Below are 17,754 nucleotides of genomic sequence, written 5' to 3'. Positions count from 1 at the left end.
TTAAAATTTGGTTAAAACACTGATGTACAAAGAATATAAGCAGCTAAATTTGTCAGACACGGGAAAAGAAGTGCTGGAATACTGGAAGGAACATAAGATATTCGAAAAAAGTATTTCAAATCGCCCTGAATCCAAACCCTACACTTTTTACGAAGGACCGCCTTCGGCCAACGGGATGCCCGGAATCCACCACGTAATGGCCCGAAGTATTAAAGACATATTTTGCCGGTATAAAACTCAAAAAGGCTTTCGTGTTGAACGTAAGGGGGGCTGGGATACGCATGGCTTGCCTATTGAATTAGCTGTGGAAAAAACTTTAGGCATCACCAAGGAAGACATTGGAAAAAAAATCTCCGTAGAAGAATACAATGCCGCATGCCGCCGGGAGGTCATGAAATACACTGATGTGTGGAACGATCTGACGGAAAAAATGGGCTATTGGGTAGACCTCGAAACCCCATATGTAACTTACGAAAATGACTACATTGAAAGTCTATGGTGGATATTAAAAGAGCTTTATAAAAAAGGCTTCTTATATAAAGGATATACTATACAACCATTTTCACCAGCGGCAGGCACAGGCTTGAGCTCGCATGAATTAAATCAGCCAGGTACCTACAGAAATGTAAAAGACACTTCCATTGTTGCTCAATTCAGGATCAGAAAGGATCAGGTCCATCCGCTGATAAACACGCTGTTCGAAGATGAACATGAAGATGTAGCCATCCTGGCATGGACTACTACGCCCTGGACGCTCCCTTCAAATAGCGCGCTGGCAGTCGGAAATAATATATCCTACGTCAAAATAAGAACGTTCAACCAATACACTTTTGCGCCTGTTAGCGTAGTGTTAGCTAAGGAACTTTTAGGAAAACACTTCAAAGCTGAAGCTCAAAACGCCTCTTTTCAGGAGTACAGAGAGGGAGACAAGCTGATCCCGTGGGAAATTGCAGCGGAGTTTAAAGGCGCTGAATTAACTGGATTACGCTACGAGCAGTTGTTGCCTTATGTAAGTAACGAAGAACTTCAGGCTAATGCGTTCAGAGTCATCCCCGGCGACTTTGTAACCACTGAGGATGGAACTGGTATCGTACATATTGCTCCAACTTTCGGAGCAGACGATTTTAGAGCAGCTAAGAATGCTGGTGTTCCGGCTGTCCTGGTGACTGATAGTGAAGGAAAGCAGCAACCTTTGGTTAACCGTCAGGGAAAATTTGTAGATGAGGTAAGTGATTTCGCAGGCCGCTTTGTTAAGGAAGAATATTTTGGTGCCGACGAACTAGCTTCACCGGACTTTAAACCGACTGATGTCCTTATTGCGATTAAGCTTAAGGAAGATAATAAAGCGTTTGATGTAAAAAAATACGAGCACAGCTATCCACATTGCTGGAGGACAGATAAGCCAGTTCTATACTATCCATTAGACAGCTGGTTTATCAAAACAACTGCAGTGAAAGATCGTCTGGTTGAGCTGAACAAAACTATCAACTGGAAACCAGAAGCGACGGGAAGCGGGCGGTTTGGAAACTGGCTTGAGAACCTGGTCGACTGGAACCTGTCACGCTCCAGGTATTGGGGAACACCGCTTCCCATTTGGAAAACGGAAGATGGCTTGGAAGAAATCTGCATCGGCTCAATTTCTGAATTAAAAGAAAAGCTTATTGACGCAGTAAACAGCGGGCTGCTTGATGATGAAGAGTTCGATAAAGCACAGGCCCAAATCCTCGAACTTGCAGAAGGTCGTTTTGACATGCACCGGCCATATGTAGACGATATCATTCTTATTTCTTCTACAGGAAAAAAAATGCTGCGCGAACCCGATTTGATTGACGTTTGGTTTGATTCCGGGGCGATGCCTTATGCTCAATGGCACTTCCCATTTGAAAATAACGATAAGTTCGAAAAAGCTTACCCCGCCGATTTTATTGCTGAAGGGGTAGATCAAACAAGGGGCTGGTTCTTCACGTTGCATGCTATTGCTGTGATGCTAAATGACTCAGTTGCCTTCAAAAACGTTGTTTCAAATGGGCTGGTACTAGACAAGAACGGCAATAAAATGTCAAAACGTTTAGGAAATGCCATCGACCCATTTGACACTATCGAAAAGTATAGTGCTGATGCCACCCGCTGGTATATGATCAGTAACGCTTCGCCATGGGACAACTTGAAATTTAACCTGGATGGCCTGGATGAAGTACGTCGTAAGTTCTTTGGAACGCTTTATAACACCTACGCATTCTTTGCACTTTATGCAAATATTGACGGATTTAAGTATCAAGAAGCTGAGATTGAACAAAATGAGCGTCCTGAGATAGACAGATGGATCATATCGTTGCTAAACACGCTTTCTCGCGAAGTAGACAACTTCTATGCAGACTTTGAACCTACACGTGCCACACGTGCTATTCAGGAGTTCGTTGATGAACATTTGAGTAACTGGTACGTAAGGTTATGCCGCCGGCGCTTCTGGAAAGGCGACTACACCAGCGACAAAATCTCAGCATACCAAACTTTGTACACCTGTCTGTCAACTATTGCGAAGTTGATGTCACCGGTAGCCCCCTTCTTCAGCGAACGCCTGTTCCTCGACCTGAATTCTGTTACCGGGAAAGAGGATGTTGAATCTGTACATCTGGCTGATTTCCCTGCGTACCATGAAAACCTGGTTGACAAACAACTGGAAGAGCAAATGAAACTAGCTCAGGACATTTCCTCGATGATACTTTCGCTTCGCAAGAAAGTTGGCATAAATGTTCGGCAGCCATTAAATAAGATTCTGCTTCCTGTATTGGACAGCAGCTTCCAGGAAAAGGTAGAAAAAGTAAAAGAATTAATACTTTCTGAGACCAATATTAAAAACATTGAGTATATTAACGACACTTCAGGAATTATAAAGAAGAAGGTTAGGCCTAATTTTAAAGCCCTGGGCTCAAAAGCAGGAAAGTACATGAAAGACGTTGCAGGGTTTATTAACTCCCTGTCACAACAACAACTTGCTGATTTTGAAAAAGAAGGGACAGTAACCTTTAATAAAGATGAGTTCAGCCTGGCCATTTCAGTGGATGATGTAGAGATCATAGCAGAGGACGTCCCAGGATGGCAGGTTACAAATATTGGAAAACTAACTGTTGCATTAGATGTTACGGTAACAAACGAATTAAAACAGGAAGGAATTTCACGGGAAATTGTGAACCGGATACAAAATTTACGGAAAGAAAAAGATTTTGAGGTGACTGATAAAATTAATGTGAGGGTGTTAAACCATCACTACTTCGCAGAACCTATAAAAGCTAATTTATCATATATTTGCGCGGAAATTCTGGCAGAATCTTTTGAGCTTGACAATCAGCTCACTAAAGGTGACACTGTTGAAATCGACGAACAGGAATTATTAATATCTCTTACAAAAGCTTAACATGGAAAATAACGAGAAAACAAGGTACTCTGACGCTGAACTACAGGAATTTAAGGATCTTATCTTAGAAAAGATCCGCATTGCCAAAGAAGAATTAGCTTCGTTAACGCAGTCACTAAGTAATCCGAACCTGAATGGGACTGATGACACTGCGGGAACATATAAGACACTTGAAGATGGCTCTGCAACTTTAGAAAAAGAACAGATCAATCAACTTGCAGCAAGGCAGAAAAAATTTATTGAAAACCTCGAAGCCGCTTTGGTACGCATTGAAAATAAAACGTACGGTGTTTGCCGGGAAACAGGCAAGCTGATACCAAAAGAACGTTTACGTATAGTACCACATACCACTTTAAGTATGGAGGCAAAACTTAAACAAAATTAATGAAAGCCTATACCAAGCCTGTACTGGCTATAATATTGATTTTGATTGCTGACCAGGCGCTCAAATTCTGGATTAAGCTAAACATGAGTTTAGGTCAGGAATTTAAGATCCTCGGCAACTGGTTCATCATCCATTTCACAGAGAACAATGGTATGGCGTTCGGAATGGAGTTTGGAGGAGAAGCCGGAAAGCTTGCCTTAACCCTTTTCAGGATAGCGGCTGTGGCAGTGATTGGTTACGGCGTTGTTTATCTTGTTAAAAAGAAGTACCACAGAGGTCTGATATTGAACGTTGCCCTGATATTTGCAGGCGCATTGGGTAACATCATTGACTCGACATTCTATGGGCTTATATTCAATGAAAGTACATATTTCGAACCTGCAAAGCTATTTCCACCCGAAGGCGGCTATTCCAGCCTTTTTCATGGAAAAGTTGTCGACATGTTTTATTTCCCTATAGTTCAGGGTACACTTCCTCATTGGCTACCATTATGGGGGGGAGAAGAGTTCATCTTCTTCAGGCCTGTTTTCAACATAGCGGATGCGGCTATTTCAATAGGTGTTATCGCCATACTAATTTTTCAAAAAAGATATTTCAAAGAGGAAACTGTAGAAGAAAGTTATCCGCATAGTGAAATCATAGAGGAATAAACAAAGCCCCGAAAGGGGCTTTGTTGTTTGAAGTGAATTGTGTTTTCAGCTTTATTCTTAATTTTATTCTTTAAACCGAAACAAAGTCTTCTGAATGTACGTTCAAAACTATAAAGAGTAGCGCCTAAATAACAATACTATGAACTGGCAATCAAAACTATGTGGCACACTTGTTTTGCTCCTTTGCCAAACGCTTTTGTTTGGGCAGGTGAAAAGTCAGAATTACTCTTTTGAATTTTATGGAGGCACCTTCAACTTTGAAATAGAAACCAGCCTTTTACCCCAGGTGGATGCAATACCTTCCGAGGAGTCTGTTTCATTCTTTTATTCAACCTTAAATACTGGCAATTATCATCCCGTAGTGGATGCCCTCATTGCATACAGGGAAAAACACCAGCTTAGCGACTGGCTCTACTACCAATTAATCAGAAGCACTGCTCAGCAGTTAAGCCCAAAAGCCATTAATTATTTCAGATATACTTTATATAAGTGGTTCCTGCTTTCAAAGACCGGCTACGATGCGAGGCTGGCACTTGCAGGGAATAAAATAGTGTTTTATGTCAGAAGCGATGAAGATGTTTCAGATATCCCTTTCTTCGTTGTAGAAGGTAAAAAATATATTTGCCTCAACTACCACGACTACAGCAAAATTGATTTCAGGCAAAACGTTCCATTACCTGTAGACATCAAGATCCCCGAGGCAAGAAAGGCATTTTCATACAAAGTAATCCGAATGCCTGAATTTAAGCCGGAAGACTATGTAGAAAAAGACCTGCAGTTCAGTTTTAAGCAAAAGATGTATCACTTTAAAATCAAAACGAATCCGCAGATACAGTCAATTTTTCTGAATTACCCGGTTGTTGACTTTGCCTCCTATTTTAATATTCCGCTCAGCAAGGAAACATACGGATCATTAATCCCGATACTTAGAGAAAACGTAAAGGGGATGAAACAAAAAAAGGGTGTCGACTATCTCATGCGATTTACGCGATATGCGTTTCTATACCAGGATGACGAACAAATATTCGGTAAAGAAAAACGCCTTTCTCCCGAGCAAACCTTATTTTCTGAATTTAGCGATTGTGATGACCGGGCAGCTCTCTTTTTCTATCTGGTAAAAGAGATCTACAATCTTCCAATGATAGCGTTGCTTTACCCTACTCACATTACCATGGCTGTCCAGTTTGATAAACCCGTAGGAGATCCGATCGTTTATATGGGCCGGAAATACTCTATATGCGAGCCGACGCCACAGAACAGAGATCTGAAGTTGGGGCAACTAGACAACAAGTGGTCAAACTCTTCGTACACTGTCGTATATCAATATGATCCGGAGATCCGGACAGAGTAGTGTTGAGATTAGCAAAGTGCCAGGGCTATATTATTTGTTCCCGCTTTCCAGAGCTGAGGCTTCTATAAATGGCATCGATCACCTTCATGTCCATCAATCCTTCCTCTCCTGACACACGGCTTTGCTTATTATTCTTCACGCACAACGCGAAATCATCCATTTGTAATGCCTGCTGATTCACCTGGCTAAAAGCCATATCACCCCCCTTACTTGACCGACCTTCAATTCCGCTATAACGGTAAGCCGATGTCAGCTCAAAGCTTCCGCCTGTGGCTTGAGCTTTTAGATAGTTAAAATTAGCATTATAACTAGATTGCCCACTAGACCGGGCGCCAGAAGGAAACTCCAGTTCCCAAAACACCGTTTCATCCACTTCCTTAAATAATTCGTGATTCGTTTTCTGCTCTCTTGCAGTAACAAAAGTAGGTTCTTCGCCCAAGGTATACCTCGCACCTTGAATAGCATATATACCCATGTCCATCAACCCGCCACCGCCTGACAAGCTTTTGTTCAACCGCCATGCTTTTGGATCACCCCGGTAAACAAATCCATTGGCAGCGTCAACGCTTAAAACCTTACCGAAAATTTGCTTTTGACCTAACCGCATCATTTCCTGATTATGAGGTTCAAAATGCAGTCTATAACCAATTGAAAGCAGCCGGTCGTTTTCCTTACAAACAGCAATCATCTCTTCACACTCTCTGGCATTTAATGCCATCGGCTTTTCGCAAATCACATGTTTACCCGCACGGGCAGCTCTTATAATAAAATCGTGATGCATAGAAACCGGTAGAACCACATAGACTATATCGATGTCAGAATTATTGTTTATTGCATCAAAATTTTCGTAGTTATATATGTTCCTCTCGACAATATCATACTTCGAAGCCCAGATCTTTTCTTTTTCAGGAGTTCCGGTTACAATACCTGCGAGGTAGCAGTGCTTTGTTTCCTGCAACGCCGGAGCAAGCTGACCCGAACTATAATTACCAAGCCCTACAAGCGCTATCCCAAGTTTCTTTTTCCCGGCTTCAGATGCATTGACTGGAAAAGTAAAAAAATCACTTATTGCCAGTCCGCCAATTCCATAAGACAAATTCCTAAGGAAATTACGTCTTGAAGTGTTACACTCTTTCATTCCACAGCGTATTATGTACATGGAACTTTAACTACCTAAAATTGTTTATGGAATTCGTTAAAGTGTAGCATCCATATTTTACACTTAGATAAAATTTATGAAAAGACTATTCATCTTTGCTTTATTGAGCACTATTACACTAAGCTCCATTGCTCAAACAGTTGACCTTCGGAGGAAGATAGAAGTTTCCGGCTCGGCTGAGACGGAGATAACCCCCGACATCATTTACATTGCAATTTCCTTAAAGGAATACTTTAAAGATAACAACAACAAGAACAAGGTAGAAATAGATGAACTTGAAAGACAGCTGCAGTCTGCAGTCTTAAAAGCGGGAATTCCACAGGCGAATTTCACTATAAACAATATATCCAGCTACAATTATACTCTGGAAAAGAAAAAAAACCCAGGTTTTCTGGCCCGCAAGCAATACCGGCTTAAGGTTACTGATCTCACAAAATTCAATCAGATCTTAGCGGCTGTTGATCCTCGTGGAATCGAGTATACAAACATTGAGTCGTACGACCATTCCAAAATCGAATCATTAAAAAAAGAGCTTAAAATAAAGGCTTTACAGGCAGCAAAAGAAAAAGCCGATTACCTGGCAGCAGCAGTAAACGACAAAGTGTATGATGCTCTCGAAATTCAGGAAATCAACAATGAGGTTTATCCTCAACCAATATATAGGGCCAACGCCATGTATAAAACGGAATCAATGGCTGCTGATGCCCCGATGCCTGAAATTGACTTTAAGAAGATCAAATTAAGCTATCAAATGAGGGCAATATTTGAAATCCGTTAGGAATTTAGTTTCTGATAACAAAAAAGCCCCTGAATGATGAAAGGGCTTTTTTGTTATCAGAACTGATTAATTATCCGTTCCAACTCGTCAAGATCAAAAGGTTTAGCCAAAAACGCATCAGAACCGGCTTCAGCAGCTAATTTTTCAATATCATTATTGGCAGAAAAGTAGATCACCGGAACTCTTGCAAATTCAGGGTGGTTTTTAAGTGTTTGAGTGGCTTTTATTCCTCCGGTATCAGGAATCCAATTATCCATTAGTATAATATCTGGATTATTCTCCGAAACTACTTTAATTATGTTATTACAGGTAGTACGCGTATGTACCTCCCAACCCTTTTCTTTCAGCAGATATGTCAAAATCTCAAGAATATCTACGTCATCATCAAAAATCATTATACGCTTCATCCGCCTATAAAGCTATGATTAATATATTAGTTGTGCAATATATTAATTATTAATTTATTAAATCGATTTAACATTTGCCAGAGGTAAGCTGAACCAGAAAACAGAGCCCTTTCCTTCTTCACTCAGCACACCAACTTTTCCATTATGACGTTTTATTATCTCAGATGATATAAATAGGCCCAGGCCAAGTCCCGAAAACTTCTGGGATGACTCCTGAACTCTGAAGAACCTGTCGAAAACAAAGTTGATCTTATTCTCGGGAATACCTATTCCGAAGTCGGAGATTGACACTTTCACCATGTCTTCCACTTTTCGAATGTCTAATAACACCTTATCAGAGCCTGGCGAATATTTTATGGCGTTAGAAAGAAAGTTTATAATGACCTGCTCAAGCCGGTGCTTATCGCCCAATACCATCACGTTTTTTTCGCCGGTAATTTCAATAGTATGCGTTGATGAATAGCTGTGAACCTGATCGACACAATCGTTTACGGCATCATCAATATTGAACACTGATATATCAAATTGAAGCTTACCTGCCTGTATCTTGGTTACATCCAGCAGATCTTCAACCAGAGAAGTCAATTTATTCACCTGCTTATTAGCCTTTTCTATGAACGCTCTGATCTTCCCTGCCTCTGCATTTTGGCCGCTTAAGCGTTCAGCGATCTGCAAAGAAGCTTTCATGCTGGTAATAGGAGTTTTCAGTTCATGGCTAGCAATACTCATAAACTCATCCTTTTTCTGCATCAGTAAACGTGTAGCTTGCTGAGCTAATTCTTGCTCTGTGATATCGGTTAAACTTCCGATGTATCCGTCGAATAATACGCCGTTAAGCGGATTTGCTTGAGCCAGCACCCAGTGGTACTCCCCCTTTGCCTTTTTGATCCTGAACTTTGAATGATAAATATCCCGATTGGTAAAGGCCGCCAGGAACTTCTTCTGTTCTCTTTCAGAATCTTCTGGATGGAAAGCAAGTTGCCAGCCCAATCCTCCACTCGCCTCATAAGACAAGCCTGTGAAATCAATCCATTGCTTGTTAACGTAGTTGCACATTCCCTGCTTATCTACCTTCCAGATCATAAATGGCGACTGGTCTGCCAACTGCCTGAAGTAATCTTCGCTTATCTTTAACGCTTCTGTTACTGTCTTTTGCTCATGTATATCTGTACTGGTGCCTACCCATAAGGTAATATTGCCGTTCTCGTCTCGTTGAGGCGTACTTCTGCTCAGATGCCAGCTAAATTCTCCGTCAGCTTTCAACAACCTGCGTTCCATTACAAAATTTGTCCCCGTAGCAACCGAGTTCAGCCAAAGCTTTTTGTTTTCAACCCTATCATCAGGATGTATCACATCCATCCAGCCCCAGCCTCTTAATTCATCCGCAGTCTTTCCGGTAAATTCTGTCCAAACATTGTTAAAATAGTCGCCTCTTCCATCCGGCAAGGCGGTCCAAATTTTTTGAGGTATCGCATCAGCAAGAAAACGAAATCGGCTTTCGCTCTTTTTGATTTTCTCGTTGGCCTTGATCATATCCGAAACATCGAACGCAAATGTTGCAACTCCGTCAACCTTACCATCAATATCGAACACAGGCTGATACACAAAATCGAACCATACATCCTCAACGGAACCGTTACCTTCTAAATCAACTTTTATATGAAAAGCTTTCGCGATAAAGGGTTGGCCAGTGCTATACACCTTTCGCAAGATATTATTTAGCTCTTGACTATCGGTATGAAGTTCCTCCAGGCTACCAGTTGGCAAATCCTTCATTACTTCACGTCCCCTGGAATAATCCATCACTGCTTTATTCACGAATTCCAGTTTCAAATCATCTCCCCGCCGTATTGTTATAAGAGCCGGAGCATTCATAAATATTCGCTTGAATTCGTCCTGCTGTTTTTTGATAATTTTTTGAAGCTCCAGCTCTTTTCTCTCTGCTTCTTTCTTTTCTGTAATGTCAATTATATAACTTACCGCTACAGCATCCGCTTCGTTAAGAGCGGCTGCACCCAGCAATACATTAATTACCCGTCCATCTTTTGTCAGGTATTCACTCTCATACGGAGGGCATAAACCTGTTTCCCTTAACTGATCGGACGCAAGCTTATTTTTATACAAAAGCTCTGGAGGAGTAATTTTATCCCAGGTTAAGCTTCCTGACTCGATATCTGCCCTTGTATAACCCACCATATCAAGAAATGCCTGATTAGCGTTGACTATAACCGCATTCTTATTCGTAAACAGCATGCCGATCATATTCGAATCAAACACCTTTCTGAACCTGCTTTCACTTAAAAGAAGAGATTGTTCTGCTTCCTTCAACTGAGTGATATCCAGTTTTGACCCGAGCATTCTGTAAGGTGTTCCATATTCATCATGCAGCACATATCCCCGATCCAGAATATACGCAAAACTACCATCTGATCTTCGAAACCGGTATTCTTCTGACCATTGATTTTTGGCGCTATTAATTACATCATAAATACTATTGCGTACTCTATCCCTATCGCCGTCATAAATATTGTCGAACCAGAAACTGCTTTGCTCATTGTCAACACTATGCGCATAACCGAAAAGAGTATAGAAGCTGTCACTCCACCAAAGCTTATTATTTACCAAATTCCAATCCCAGATTGCATCGTTGGTTGCCCTGGCTACCAAACGGAACCGCTCCTCACTTTGTGACAATTCTTTAGTCCGCTCTGCTACATTATCTTCTAATTTTACATTTAATCTTTTAAGGCTTTCCCTTGCGGTTATCAGCTCATTATAATTGGACCGGAGTTTTAATTCTGCTAATCTTTTTTCTGAAATATCAGAAAAGGTGGCAACAAAGCCATCCATCATCTTTACTGCAACAATCTCAAACCACTTTTCGCTACCGGGCAACTGAACTTCTGTATGGAGGGCCTTATCATTCTCAACTACCTCAATATAATTAGCAAGGAAGTTGTTGGCAGCAATACGCTTTATCTCGCTAAAGCGCCTGCCGGGAAAAATATCGTCAGGATCATCTAAAAGTATTGTAGAAGCGTGGTTATTGGTGAGCAATACAAAATCTGTTATTTTATTGTCGGCGCCCCTAATTGCCTTAAATGCCAGTATTGCACTCAGACTGGAATTGAATACCCCATTGATGATATTATTCAAATCAGTTATCGCCGTGATATCTACGAAGTTTATTATAGTACCCTCAGGCTTTTTAGACTGTCGCATGTAAGGCATGATTCTTACCAGGCAGCGGCTCTCATTATTTAAAAGAATCTCTCGCTCGACAACCTGGTTGGACTCCACCACATGATTGATATCACCGGATAAATTACCGTAACGGATATTGGTAGAAATGTGACTTATCGGTCGTCCTATGTCAGAATCGATCAAATTAACCAATTTGACTGCAGCTGAATTGAACTTACGGATCCTTTGATCTGAATCGAGGAAGATCTGACCAATGTCTGTACTCCTGAAATAGTTATCAAGGTCGTCATTGAGCTCAATCAGCTCTTTAATTTTAAGCTGATGCTCTGTATTAAGCGTATGGAGTTCTTCATTCAACGACTGCAGTTCTTCATTACTTGACTGCAATTCTTCGTTCGCAGATAATAATTCCTCATTACTCGACTGCAGCTCTTCGTTAGTTGTTTCAAGGCTCTCCACAGCCATCTGTAAATTAGAGCGAACCTCATCAAGCTCGGCTTCAAGCTCAGATAAATAATGGTTACGGTCATCGGTGTTCTTATCCGGTAATTCTTCCTTTACATGGATCTGACTATGAGTATTTTCTCCCAGTATAAGTAACGTATATGGCTTACCCTCCGACGGGGCAGGTGGATTTACGGATACACTCAGAAAAAGATCTAAGTCAGCCTGTCTGACACGAACACTCTTCAAAAATACTTTTTGTCCCTGTTTCCAGCACTTTCTTATGGCAGTATTCAGTGCAACAGATAGTTCCTTCGGAACCATTTTTAATATATTGAGGTTCAATTGCTTTTCAGGCAACGAGAGAAAACGATTGAAATTACCAATAGATTCCTTGATTTCGTAATTTTTGTCTATGTAGAAACACACATATCCAAAGTCATCTACCATCGATCTGGTAAAATCATCAGTCAACTGCTGGTTCTTTTTAGCGCTTTCCCTTAGAATAGGCAACTCAGACCGTTGGGCGTTAGGGCTTTTATCTGCTTGACGATAGATTTCGTGGACTCCTATTTTGTTTGTACCAATCTTCCTGTAAATCTTCCATTTGCTGTTAATCTCATCTACGGCATCCCTGATCGGCGACGCTGTTTCGCTAGTTCCCAAAAACATGTAGCCCCCGAGGTTTACTGAATAAAGAAGGGCAGACATCACTTTTTGCTGTAATACGCTATTCATATAAATGAGCATGTTACGGCAGCTTACCAGATCATTATTAACGAAAGGAGGATCTTTAATGACATTATGCTTCGCAAATACAATTTGCTTTCTGATTCGCGGAATGACAGAGTAATATTTGTCATTCTTTATAAAATACGTCTCCAGAACACTGTGACTCAGATATTTCTCAATGGATAACGAGTACTGATTACGTGAGGCAAGATTGATACTGTTCTCGTCCAGATCAGTGGCAAAAATTTTAACATCTATGTAGCGCTTGTGCTTTCGCAGATACTGATCAATTAATATAGCGATTGAGTAGGCCTCTTCGCCGGTACTGCATGCGCATATCCATACTTTCAAAAACTCCCCATCTTGTTTTTCATTTATAAGAGATGGCAGTACTTGTTGATTGATACAATCAAAAGCTTGTGGATCTCTAAAAAACCGGGTCACACCGATCAGGAAATCCTTACCCAGGCTCTTAACCTCTTGCGGGTTATTTTTTAAAACATCAACATAGTCGCTAAGAGTATGGACACTTCTTTGTCCCATTCTTTTACTGATCCGCCTGATGATGGTAGGCGTCTTATAATATTGAAAATCATACCCCTGAGCTTTGTATATCATCGAAAATATCTCATCTAACAGGGAATCTTCGATCTTACCTTTATTCAGCACCTGTATTGGCTTCTCTTTGATATAATTGTATATTTCCTCCGGCATCATCTCAGGTGGCAGAATCAAATCTGCATTACCAGACCCTATTGCACTATTAGGCATGCCATCAAACTTTGCAGTGACCGGATCCTGCACAATCACCATTCCACCCGCAGCTTTTACAGCTTCAATACCCCGGGTTCCATCCGTACCTGTACCCGACAATATTACCGCTATTGCTTCTTCCCTTTTATCCTGAGCTAATGAATTTAAAAAGTGATCAATAGCTGTGTTAGGCAACCTGTCAGGAACTTTTTCAACAAGGTGAAGCTTGCCCTTATAAATTGTGATCAGCTTTTTATTGGGAATAACATAAATACATTCCTTTTGAACAGGCATTTTATCACCAGCTTCGAAAACCTTCATGTGGGTATGCTTCGAAACGAGCTCTACCAGCAAACTTTTGTAATCAGGTGATAGATGCTGAATGATAATAAAAGCCACACTTGAACTCTGAGGCATATTATCAAAAAACTCATGAATAGCTTCAAGGCCACCGGCAGAAGCGCCGATAGCTACAATAAAATGCCTGGACATGACACTTTCTTTGTTTAATACACTCTCGTTCAAGATCTTCCCCATATTAAACAAGGTCTTGTTAATTATATCTTTCTAGTAGAATATTCAAAGATAGAACTTCTGAGACTTTCCGCAATTTCAAGTTCCACCTCTGAATTAAATTGATATGGTGTAGTGGAAGACTTCCGCAAAAGTCTGAATCATAATTTGCCTTATTCATTGTTAACCTTACTTAAACACTTTAACCTGTTAAGCCTTAGCCTGAACTTAAAGGGAGCGTTTGTTTCGATTTAGAGTAGAACCGCCTACCCCGAACGGATCCAGATGATCCGTAAATATAACCATTTGGTCTTTTTTGTATAAAAAAAGCACCAACTTTTGGCCGGTGCTCCACTACAAACAAGAGTATCCTTTAGATTCGGTACCTTAACGATATTGAATTTCCTATTGCCTGCACCAGTTCCTTAACGATCGGAACGGTATTTTCTTTTTGTGTCCAGCCCTTCTCGTCTTTACACAAGGTCACAGTTGTGCCCTGTAAAAGTATCTGTGATTCAACTATTCGATTGATCTGATTTAATTTAATCAATTGATAGTGAAAAGCCGATCCTGATAAGTTAATTGTAAAAACCTGTCCCATATTTATCCCTTTAATTTAATAGCAATACTCATATAAGCTTGTTTCCAGCCATTTAAACCACTGTAAAATAACCCTTCAATTTTGAAGGGCTACTTTTACCTCAAAAATTTAACAGCGTATCACTTTACCCTGTTTATCAATTACTGGCCATGTAAAGAACCAGGATACAGAGTATAGTTGGTTAGTCAGAAAACATATGTATCAACAATGAAACAGCGAAGTTGTTTGTCTGTTAAGCAATTTATCACACAAAGCTATACACATGAAAAGCAAATCTCATCTAAAAGGTCACCCGATCCATCCCATCTTAATACCATTTCCTATTGCCTTCGTAACTTCAACACTTGTAGCAGATGCAGCATCATTGTTTGGCTTTCTAAACAATCTGGAGACCACAGCGAGATATCTTCAAATTGCCGGAATTTTTAGCGCAATTGCAGCCGCAATACCAGGCCTGATCGATTACCGGTATACGGTGCCGCCAAACAGCAGCGCAAAAAAAAGAGCAACTAAGCATGGCCTCTTGAACACCACTATGCTAAGCATTTTTTTGCTTGCCTTTTTTTTGAGGGACGAAGTATCCTTAATTTATATAGTAGCTCTTGAGTCATTAGCTTGCATCTTATTATTTGTAGCCGGATGGATGGGAGGCACTCTGGTCCACAGGAACATGATAGGTCTGGACTTAAGATACGCACAAGCCGGAAAGTGGAAAGAACAATATTACCAGCAAAATGAGGGGATGATCGAAATTGCCGAAGCAACTGAATTGAAACCCGATCAGATGAAACTGCTACATATAGGAAAAAAAAGAATTGTCCTTGCACGAACAGAAGCTACTTATGTTGCATTTGACGATCGTTGCCCGCACCGCGGCGGTTCGCTGGCCGCGGGAGTAATGATCTGCGGAACAGTACAATGCCCCTGGCATGGATCACAATTTGATGTGTGCAGTGGAAATCTTAAAGCAGGGCCTGCAAAAAATGGGATTGAAACATATTCCCTGGTTGAAAAAGAGGACAAGATATATCTTAATTTGACTCCGTAATCAAAATAGCCCGATTATCCATTCAGAGAATTTCCACATAATATAAATGGCCAGGGCAAGTAAAAGAAGTAACACAACAGCAACTATAGCTAGTACCCCTTTGCCGCTGCCCCGATGTTTTCCTTCCTGATAATGTTCCTTCAGTAATCTAATATTTCTGGAATTGGCTTTGTAAAAGAAATCGAAGATCTGCCCAATTATCGGAATTGCTCCGATGGTAGCATCCAATATGATATTTATCGACATTAAGGTCACGATCTTACTGCTTGCCCCATTTTTAGCCATGGTAAAAACCAATGCCGCCGAAATTAAAAAGCCGCTGATGTCTCCAAGAAAAGGAATAAGGTTCATGACCGGATCCAGGCCGAACCTGAATCTCGTACCAGGCACTCTGAATTGTTCATCTAATAAATAAGATAGTTTTTCGACCCACCTTAAACGTCCATCAGAAGCTCTTTGCGGTTTGTTATAAATCTCTGTCATATTAAATAAACAATTTTAATTACGAAAGTTCTGGGTGACCATTAATCCATGAACTCCGCCATCGAGAATACCAATCCCCACCCGACCAAAAGATGGATGTAAAATGTTCGCCCGGTGGCCCGGCGAGTTCATCAGTCCTGTATGCGCAAGAGCCAGAGTTTGAGCCAGGGCGAGATTCTCTCCTGCAGTAAGAAAGCTTACCTTGGCAGCCTTAATTCGATCGAAAGGATCTTTTTTCTCCGGACTGAAATGCGAAAAGTATCCCCTCCTAAACATATCTTCAGAATGTTTGCGGGCTACTTCCGCCAACTCGGGATCCGCCTGCAAGGGACCCAGGTTTTTCTTAGCACGTTCTTTATTTATCAGAATGAGCATCTGAGCTTCCAGATCTCTGCGAACATCGGCGTTCTCGACTTCGAAACCAAGCTTTATAAACTTTGAGGATCCTGGCGTAACCGTTATCATACCTTCTTTAATTTCGTCTAGTATCGGCGCCATATAAACCTGGATCTCATGAAGATAATACGAGAACTGCCTGGCAAGAAGGCTTTGCCGTGTAGCATTTTGGATTTTCCGACCAAATGGAAGGATAAGGAAACAAGCGGTTATTATTAGGGCGTATAAGAACCCGTTAATCATTCCTGGTATAACGCCCATAATTCGGTTCAGCCTATGTGAGTGGTATCCTGCCGGTATCTTATTGGTTAAATTATCAATTATAAACCCCAAAACCAACTTGATAATGATTATGCTAATAAGCATGGAACTTATCATTATCATGGCATATGAACTTATGTACTTGCCAATAAACGATGATATTAAGGGATATATGAGAATGCAGAGGAATATACTTCCGAGTGTGCTGGAAAGTTCTATCATACCGAATATAAATCGTTTATGAACTCCGTACCACACGGATAACAAAATTATGATAAAAAGTACCGCATCAACATAATTCATACCTATGCATTCGAATTGCTTAACAGATGCTCACAGATAAGGTTTAAATTACCTTCTATCAATTAAGAAACAATAGGATCCATGCGCGTTTGGTTATGACGTATAAACAATTCAGCGCAGGCCAATGCGTCTGATAATGCATTATGATGCTGAAGTTTTATCCCATGAGCGTCGCACAACACATTTAGCTTTTGCTTATAAATTTTATAAGTACAATGCGATTGAAATTCAGGAACGGCAACACGGTAATGAGATAAAGTTTGCTGAAGACAGCTCACATCAAACGAACTATTATGAGCAACAATATTCTGATTACAAATATATGGTTCAATAAGCGGCCACACCTTGTCGAAAGTTGGAGCATTACGGGTCGTCATTGGCCCGATGCCATGCACCAGGGTGTTATAGTACGAATAGGAATTGTCCGGTGGCCTTACCAGCAGCGATAGCTTCTTTGTAATGACTCCCAGCTCTACCCTGACCAGTCCGATCTGGCAGATACTATTCCTTTTTCCCTGTGCTGTTTCAAAATCAAGGGCTGTGAATGTATGTAAAAAACTCATTGTGCGCACTAGGGCTGGTGATCCCAAATGTAGTGAAACTTGATGATCTTTGGCGATTCAAAAAGCTTTATGGCACGCGTACGCCAACCCTGCTGGCGTAGCGTGCCGCGTGTGCCCTACATTTGCTTAGTCCACAGGTTAGGGATCAAGTGGAAAAGTTGGGGGCGGCGAAGCGCATTAGTGCCAAACTTTTTAAAACGGTCGTCATGCCGAATTCAATTCACTGTTGTCCGGTAAAATTTTAAGTAGCATTTAAAAACCCTTATTCTGGCCTCCAATGAGGCCTTTTTTGTTCATACTAGATTCCA

The 17,754-nt window shown here is 40.9% G+C and carries 13 protein-coding genes; 6 read left to right on the top strand and 7 right to left on the bottom strand.

The window, feature by feature from the left end:
* The first annotated feature begins 22 nt into the window (after positions 1–22).
* The 4 genes from ileS (at position 23) to J3P37_RS18455 (ending at position 5,801) form a co-directional block, all read left to right on the top strand.
* Entirely contained in the window at positions 23–3,415 is a 3,393-nt protein-coding gene (ileS, locus tag J3P37_RS18470; protein WP_256012842.1) for an isoleucine--tRNA ligase, read from the top strand.
* A gap of 1 nt (position 3,416) precedes the next feature.
* Positions 3,417–3,800, top strand: a complete 384-nt coding sequence (locus J3P37_RS18465; protein WP_256012841.1) for a TraR/DksA family transcriptional regulator — start codon at positions 3,417–3,419, stop codon at positions 3,798–3,800.
* On the top strand, positions 3,800–4,450 hold the full coding sequence (locus J3P37_RS18460; RefSeq protein ID WP_256012840.1) for a lipoprotein signal peptidase: 651 nt from the start codon (positions 3,800–3,802) through the stop codon (positions 4,448–4,450). Before J3P37_RS18465 ends, J3P37_RS18460 begins: the two co-directional genes overlap by 1 nt.
* Before the next feature lie 139 nt (positions 4,451–4,589).
* On the top strand, positions 4,590–5,801 hold the full coding sequence (locus J3P37_RS18455; RefSeq protein WP_256012839.1) for a hypothetical protein: 1,212 nt from the start codon (positions 4,590–4,592) through the stop codon (positions 5,799–5,801).
* Positions 5,802–5,826: 25 nt separating this feature from the next.
* Here the strand turns inward: J3P37_RS18455 and J3P37_RS18450 are convergent, their stop codons facing one another.
* The gene (locus J3P37_RS18450; protein ID WP_256012838.1) at positions 5,827–6,939 is read right to left on the bottom strand and encodes a Gfo/Idh/MocA family protein; all 1,113 of its coding nucleotides are present in this window, start codon (positions 6,937–6,939) and stop codon (positions 5,827–5,829) included.
* 97 nt (positions 6,940–7,036) lie between these two features.
* Between J3P37_RS18450 and J3P37_RS18445 the strand changes: the two genes are divergently transcribed.
* Complete coding sequence (locus J3P37_RS18445) at positions 7,037–7,738, top strand: SIMPL domain-containing protein (protein ID WP_256012837.1); 702 nt, start codon at positions 7,037–7,039, stop codon at positions 7,736–7,738.
* 56 nt (positions 7,739–7,794) lie between these two features.
* On the opposite strand, the gene J3P37_RS18440 is transcribed toward J3P37_RS18445, so the two are convergent.
* From J3P37_RS18440 to J3P37_RS18430, 3 genes are all read right to left on the bottom strand, one after another.
* The gene (locus J3P37_RS18440; RefSeq protein WP_256012836.1) at positions 7,795–8,145 is read right to left on the bottom strand and encodes a response regulator; all 351 of its coding nucleotides are present in this window, start codon (positions 8,143–8,145) and stop codon (positions 7,795–7,797) included.
* Between the two features lie 57 nt (positions 8,146–8,202).
* Positions 8,203–13,815: a PAS domain S-box protein gene (locus J3P37_RS18435; RefSeq protein WP_256012835.1), complete on the bottom strand. Its 5,613-nt coding sequence runs from the start codon at positions 13,813–13,815 to the stop codon at positions 8,203–8,205.
* 349 nt (positions 13,816–14,164) lie between these two features.
* Positions 14,165–14,392, bottom strand: coding sequence for a hypothetical protein (locus J3P37_RS18430; protein ID WP_256012834.1), 228 nt, complete (start codon positions 14,390–14,392; stop codon positions 14,165–14,167).
* 262 nt (positions 14,393–14,654) lie between these two features.
* Here J3P37_RS18430 and J3P37_RS18425 point away from each other — a divergent pair, with 262 nt between their 5' ends.
* On the top strand, positions 14,655–15,440 hold the full coding sequence (locus J3P37_RS18425; RefSeq protein ID WP_256012833.1) for a Rieske (2Fe-2S) protein: 786 nt from the start codon (positions 14,655–14,657) through the stop codon (positions 15,438–15,440).
* Here the strand turns inward: J3P37_RS18425 and J3P37_RS18420 are convergent, their stop codons facing one another.
* The 3 genes from J3P37_RS18420 to J3P37_RS18410 form a co-directional block, all read right to left on the bottom strand.
* Positions 15,441–15,923, bottom strand: a complete 483-nt coding sequence (locus tag J3P37_RS18420; RefSeq protein ID WP_256012832.1) for a DUF4112 domain-containing protein — start codon at positions 15,921–15,923, stop codon at positions 15,441–15,443. It abuts the gene before it with no gap.
* A 15-nt stretch (positions 15,924–15,938) separates the two neighbouring features.
* Positions 15,939–16,883, bottom strand: coding sequence for a CvpA family protein (locus tag J3P37_RS18415; RefSeq protein WP_256012831.1), 945 nt, complete (start codon positions 16,881–16,883; stop codon positions 15,939–15,941).
* A gap of 62 nt (positions 16,884–16,945) precedes the next feature.
* Entirely contained in the window at positions 16,946–17,446 is a 501-nt protein-coding gene (locus tag J3P37_RS18410; protein WP_256012830.1) for a 3'-5' exonuclease, read from the bottom strand.
* Positions 17,447–17,754 lie beyond the last annotated feature (308 nt).

The organism is Desertivirga xinjiangensis, from assembly GCF_024436435.1.
Classification (GTDB): Bacteria; Bacteroidota; Bacteroidia; order Sphingobacteriales; family Sphingobacteriaceae; genus Desertivirga; species Desertivirga xinjiangensis.
The sequence above is the reverse complement of the archived record's forward strand: the minus strand, read 5'-3'. Positions and strand labels throughout refer to the sequence as shown.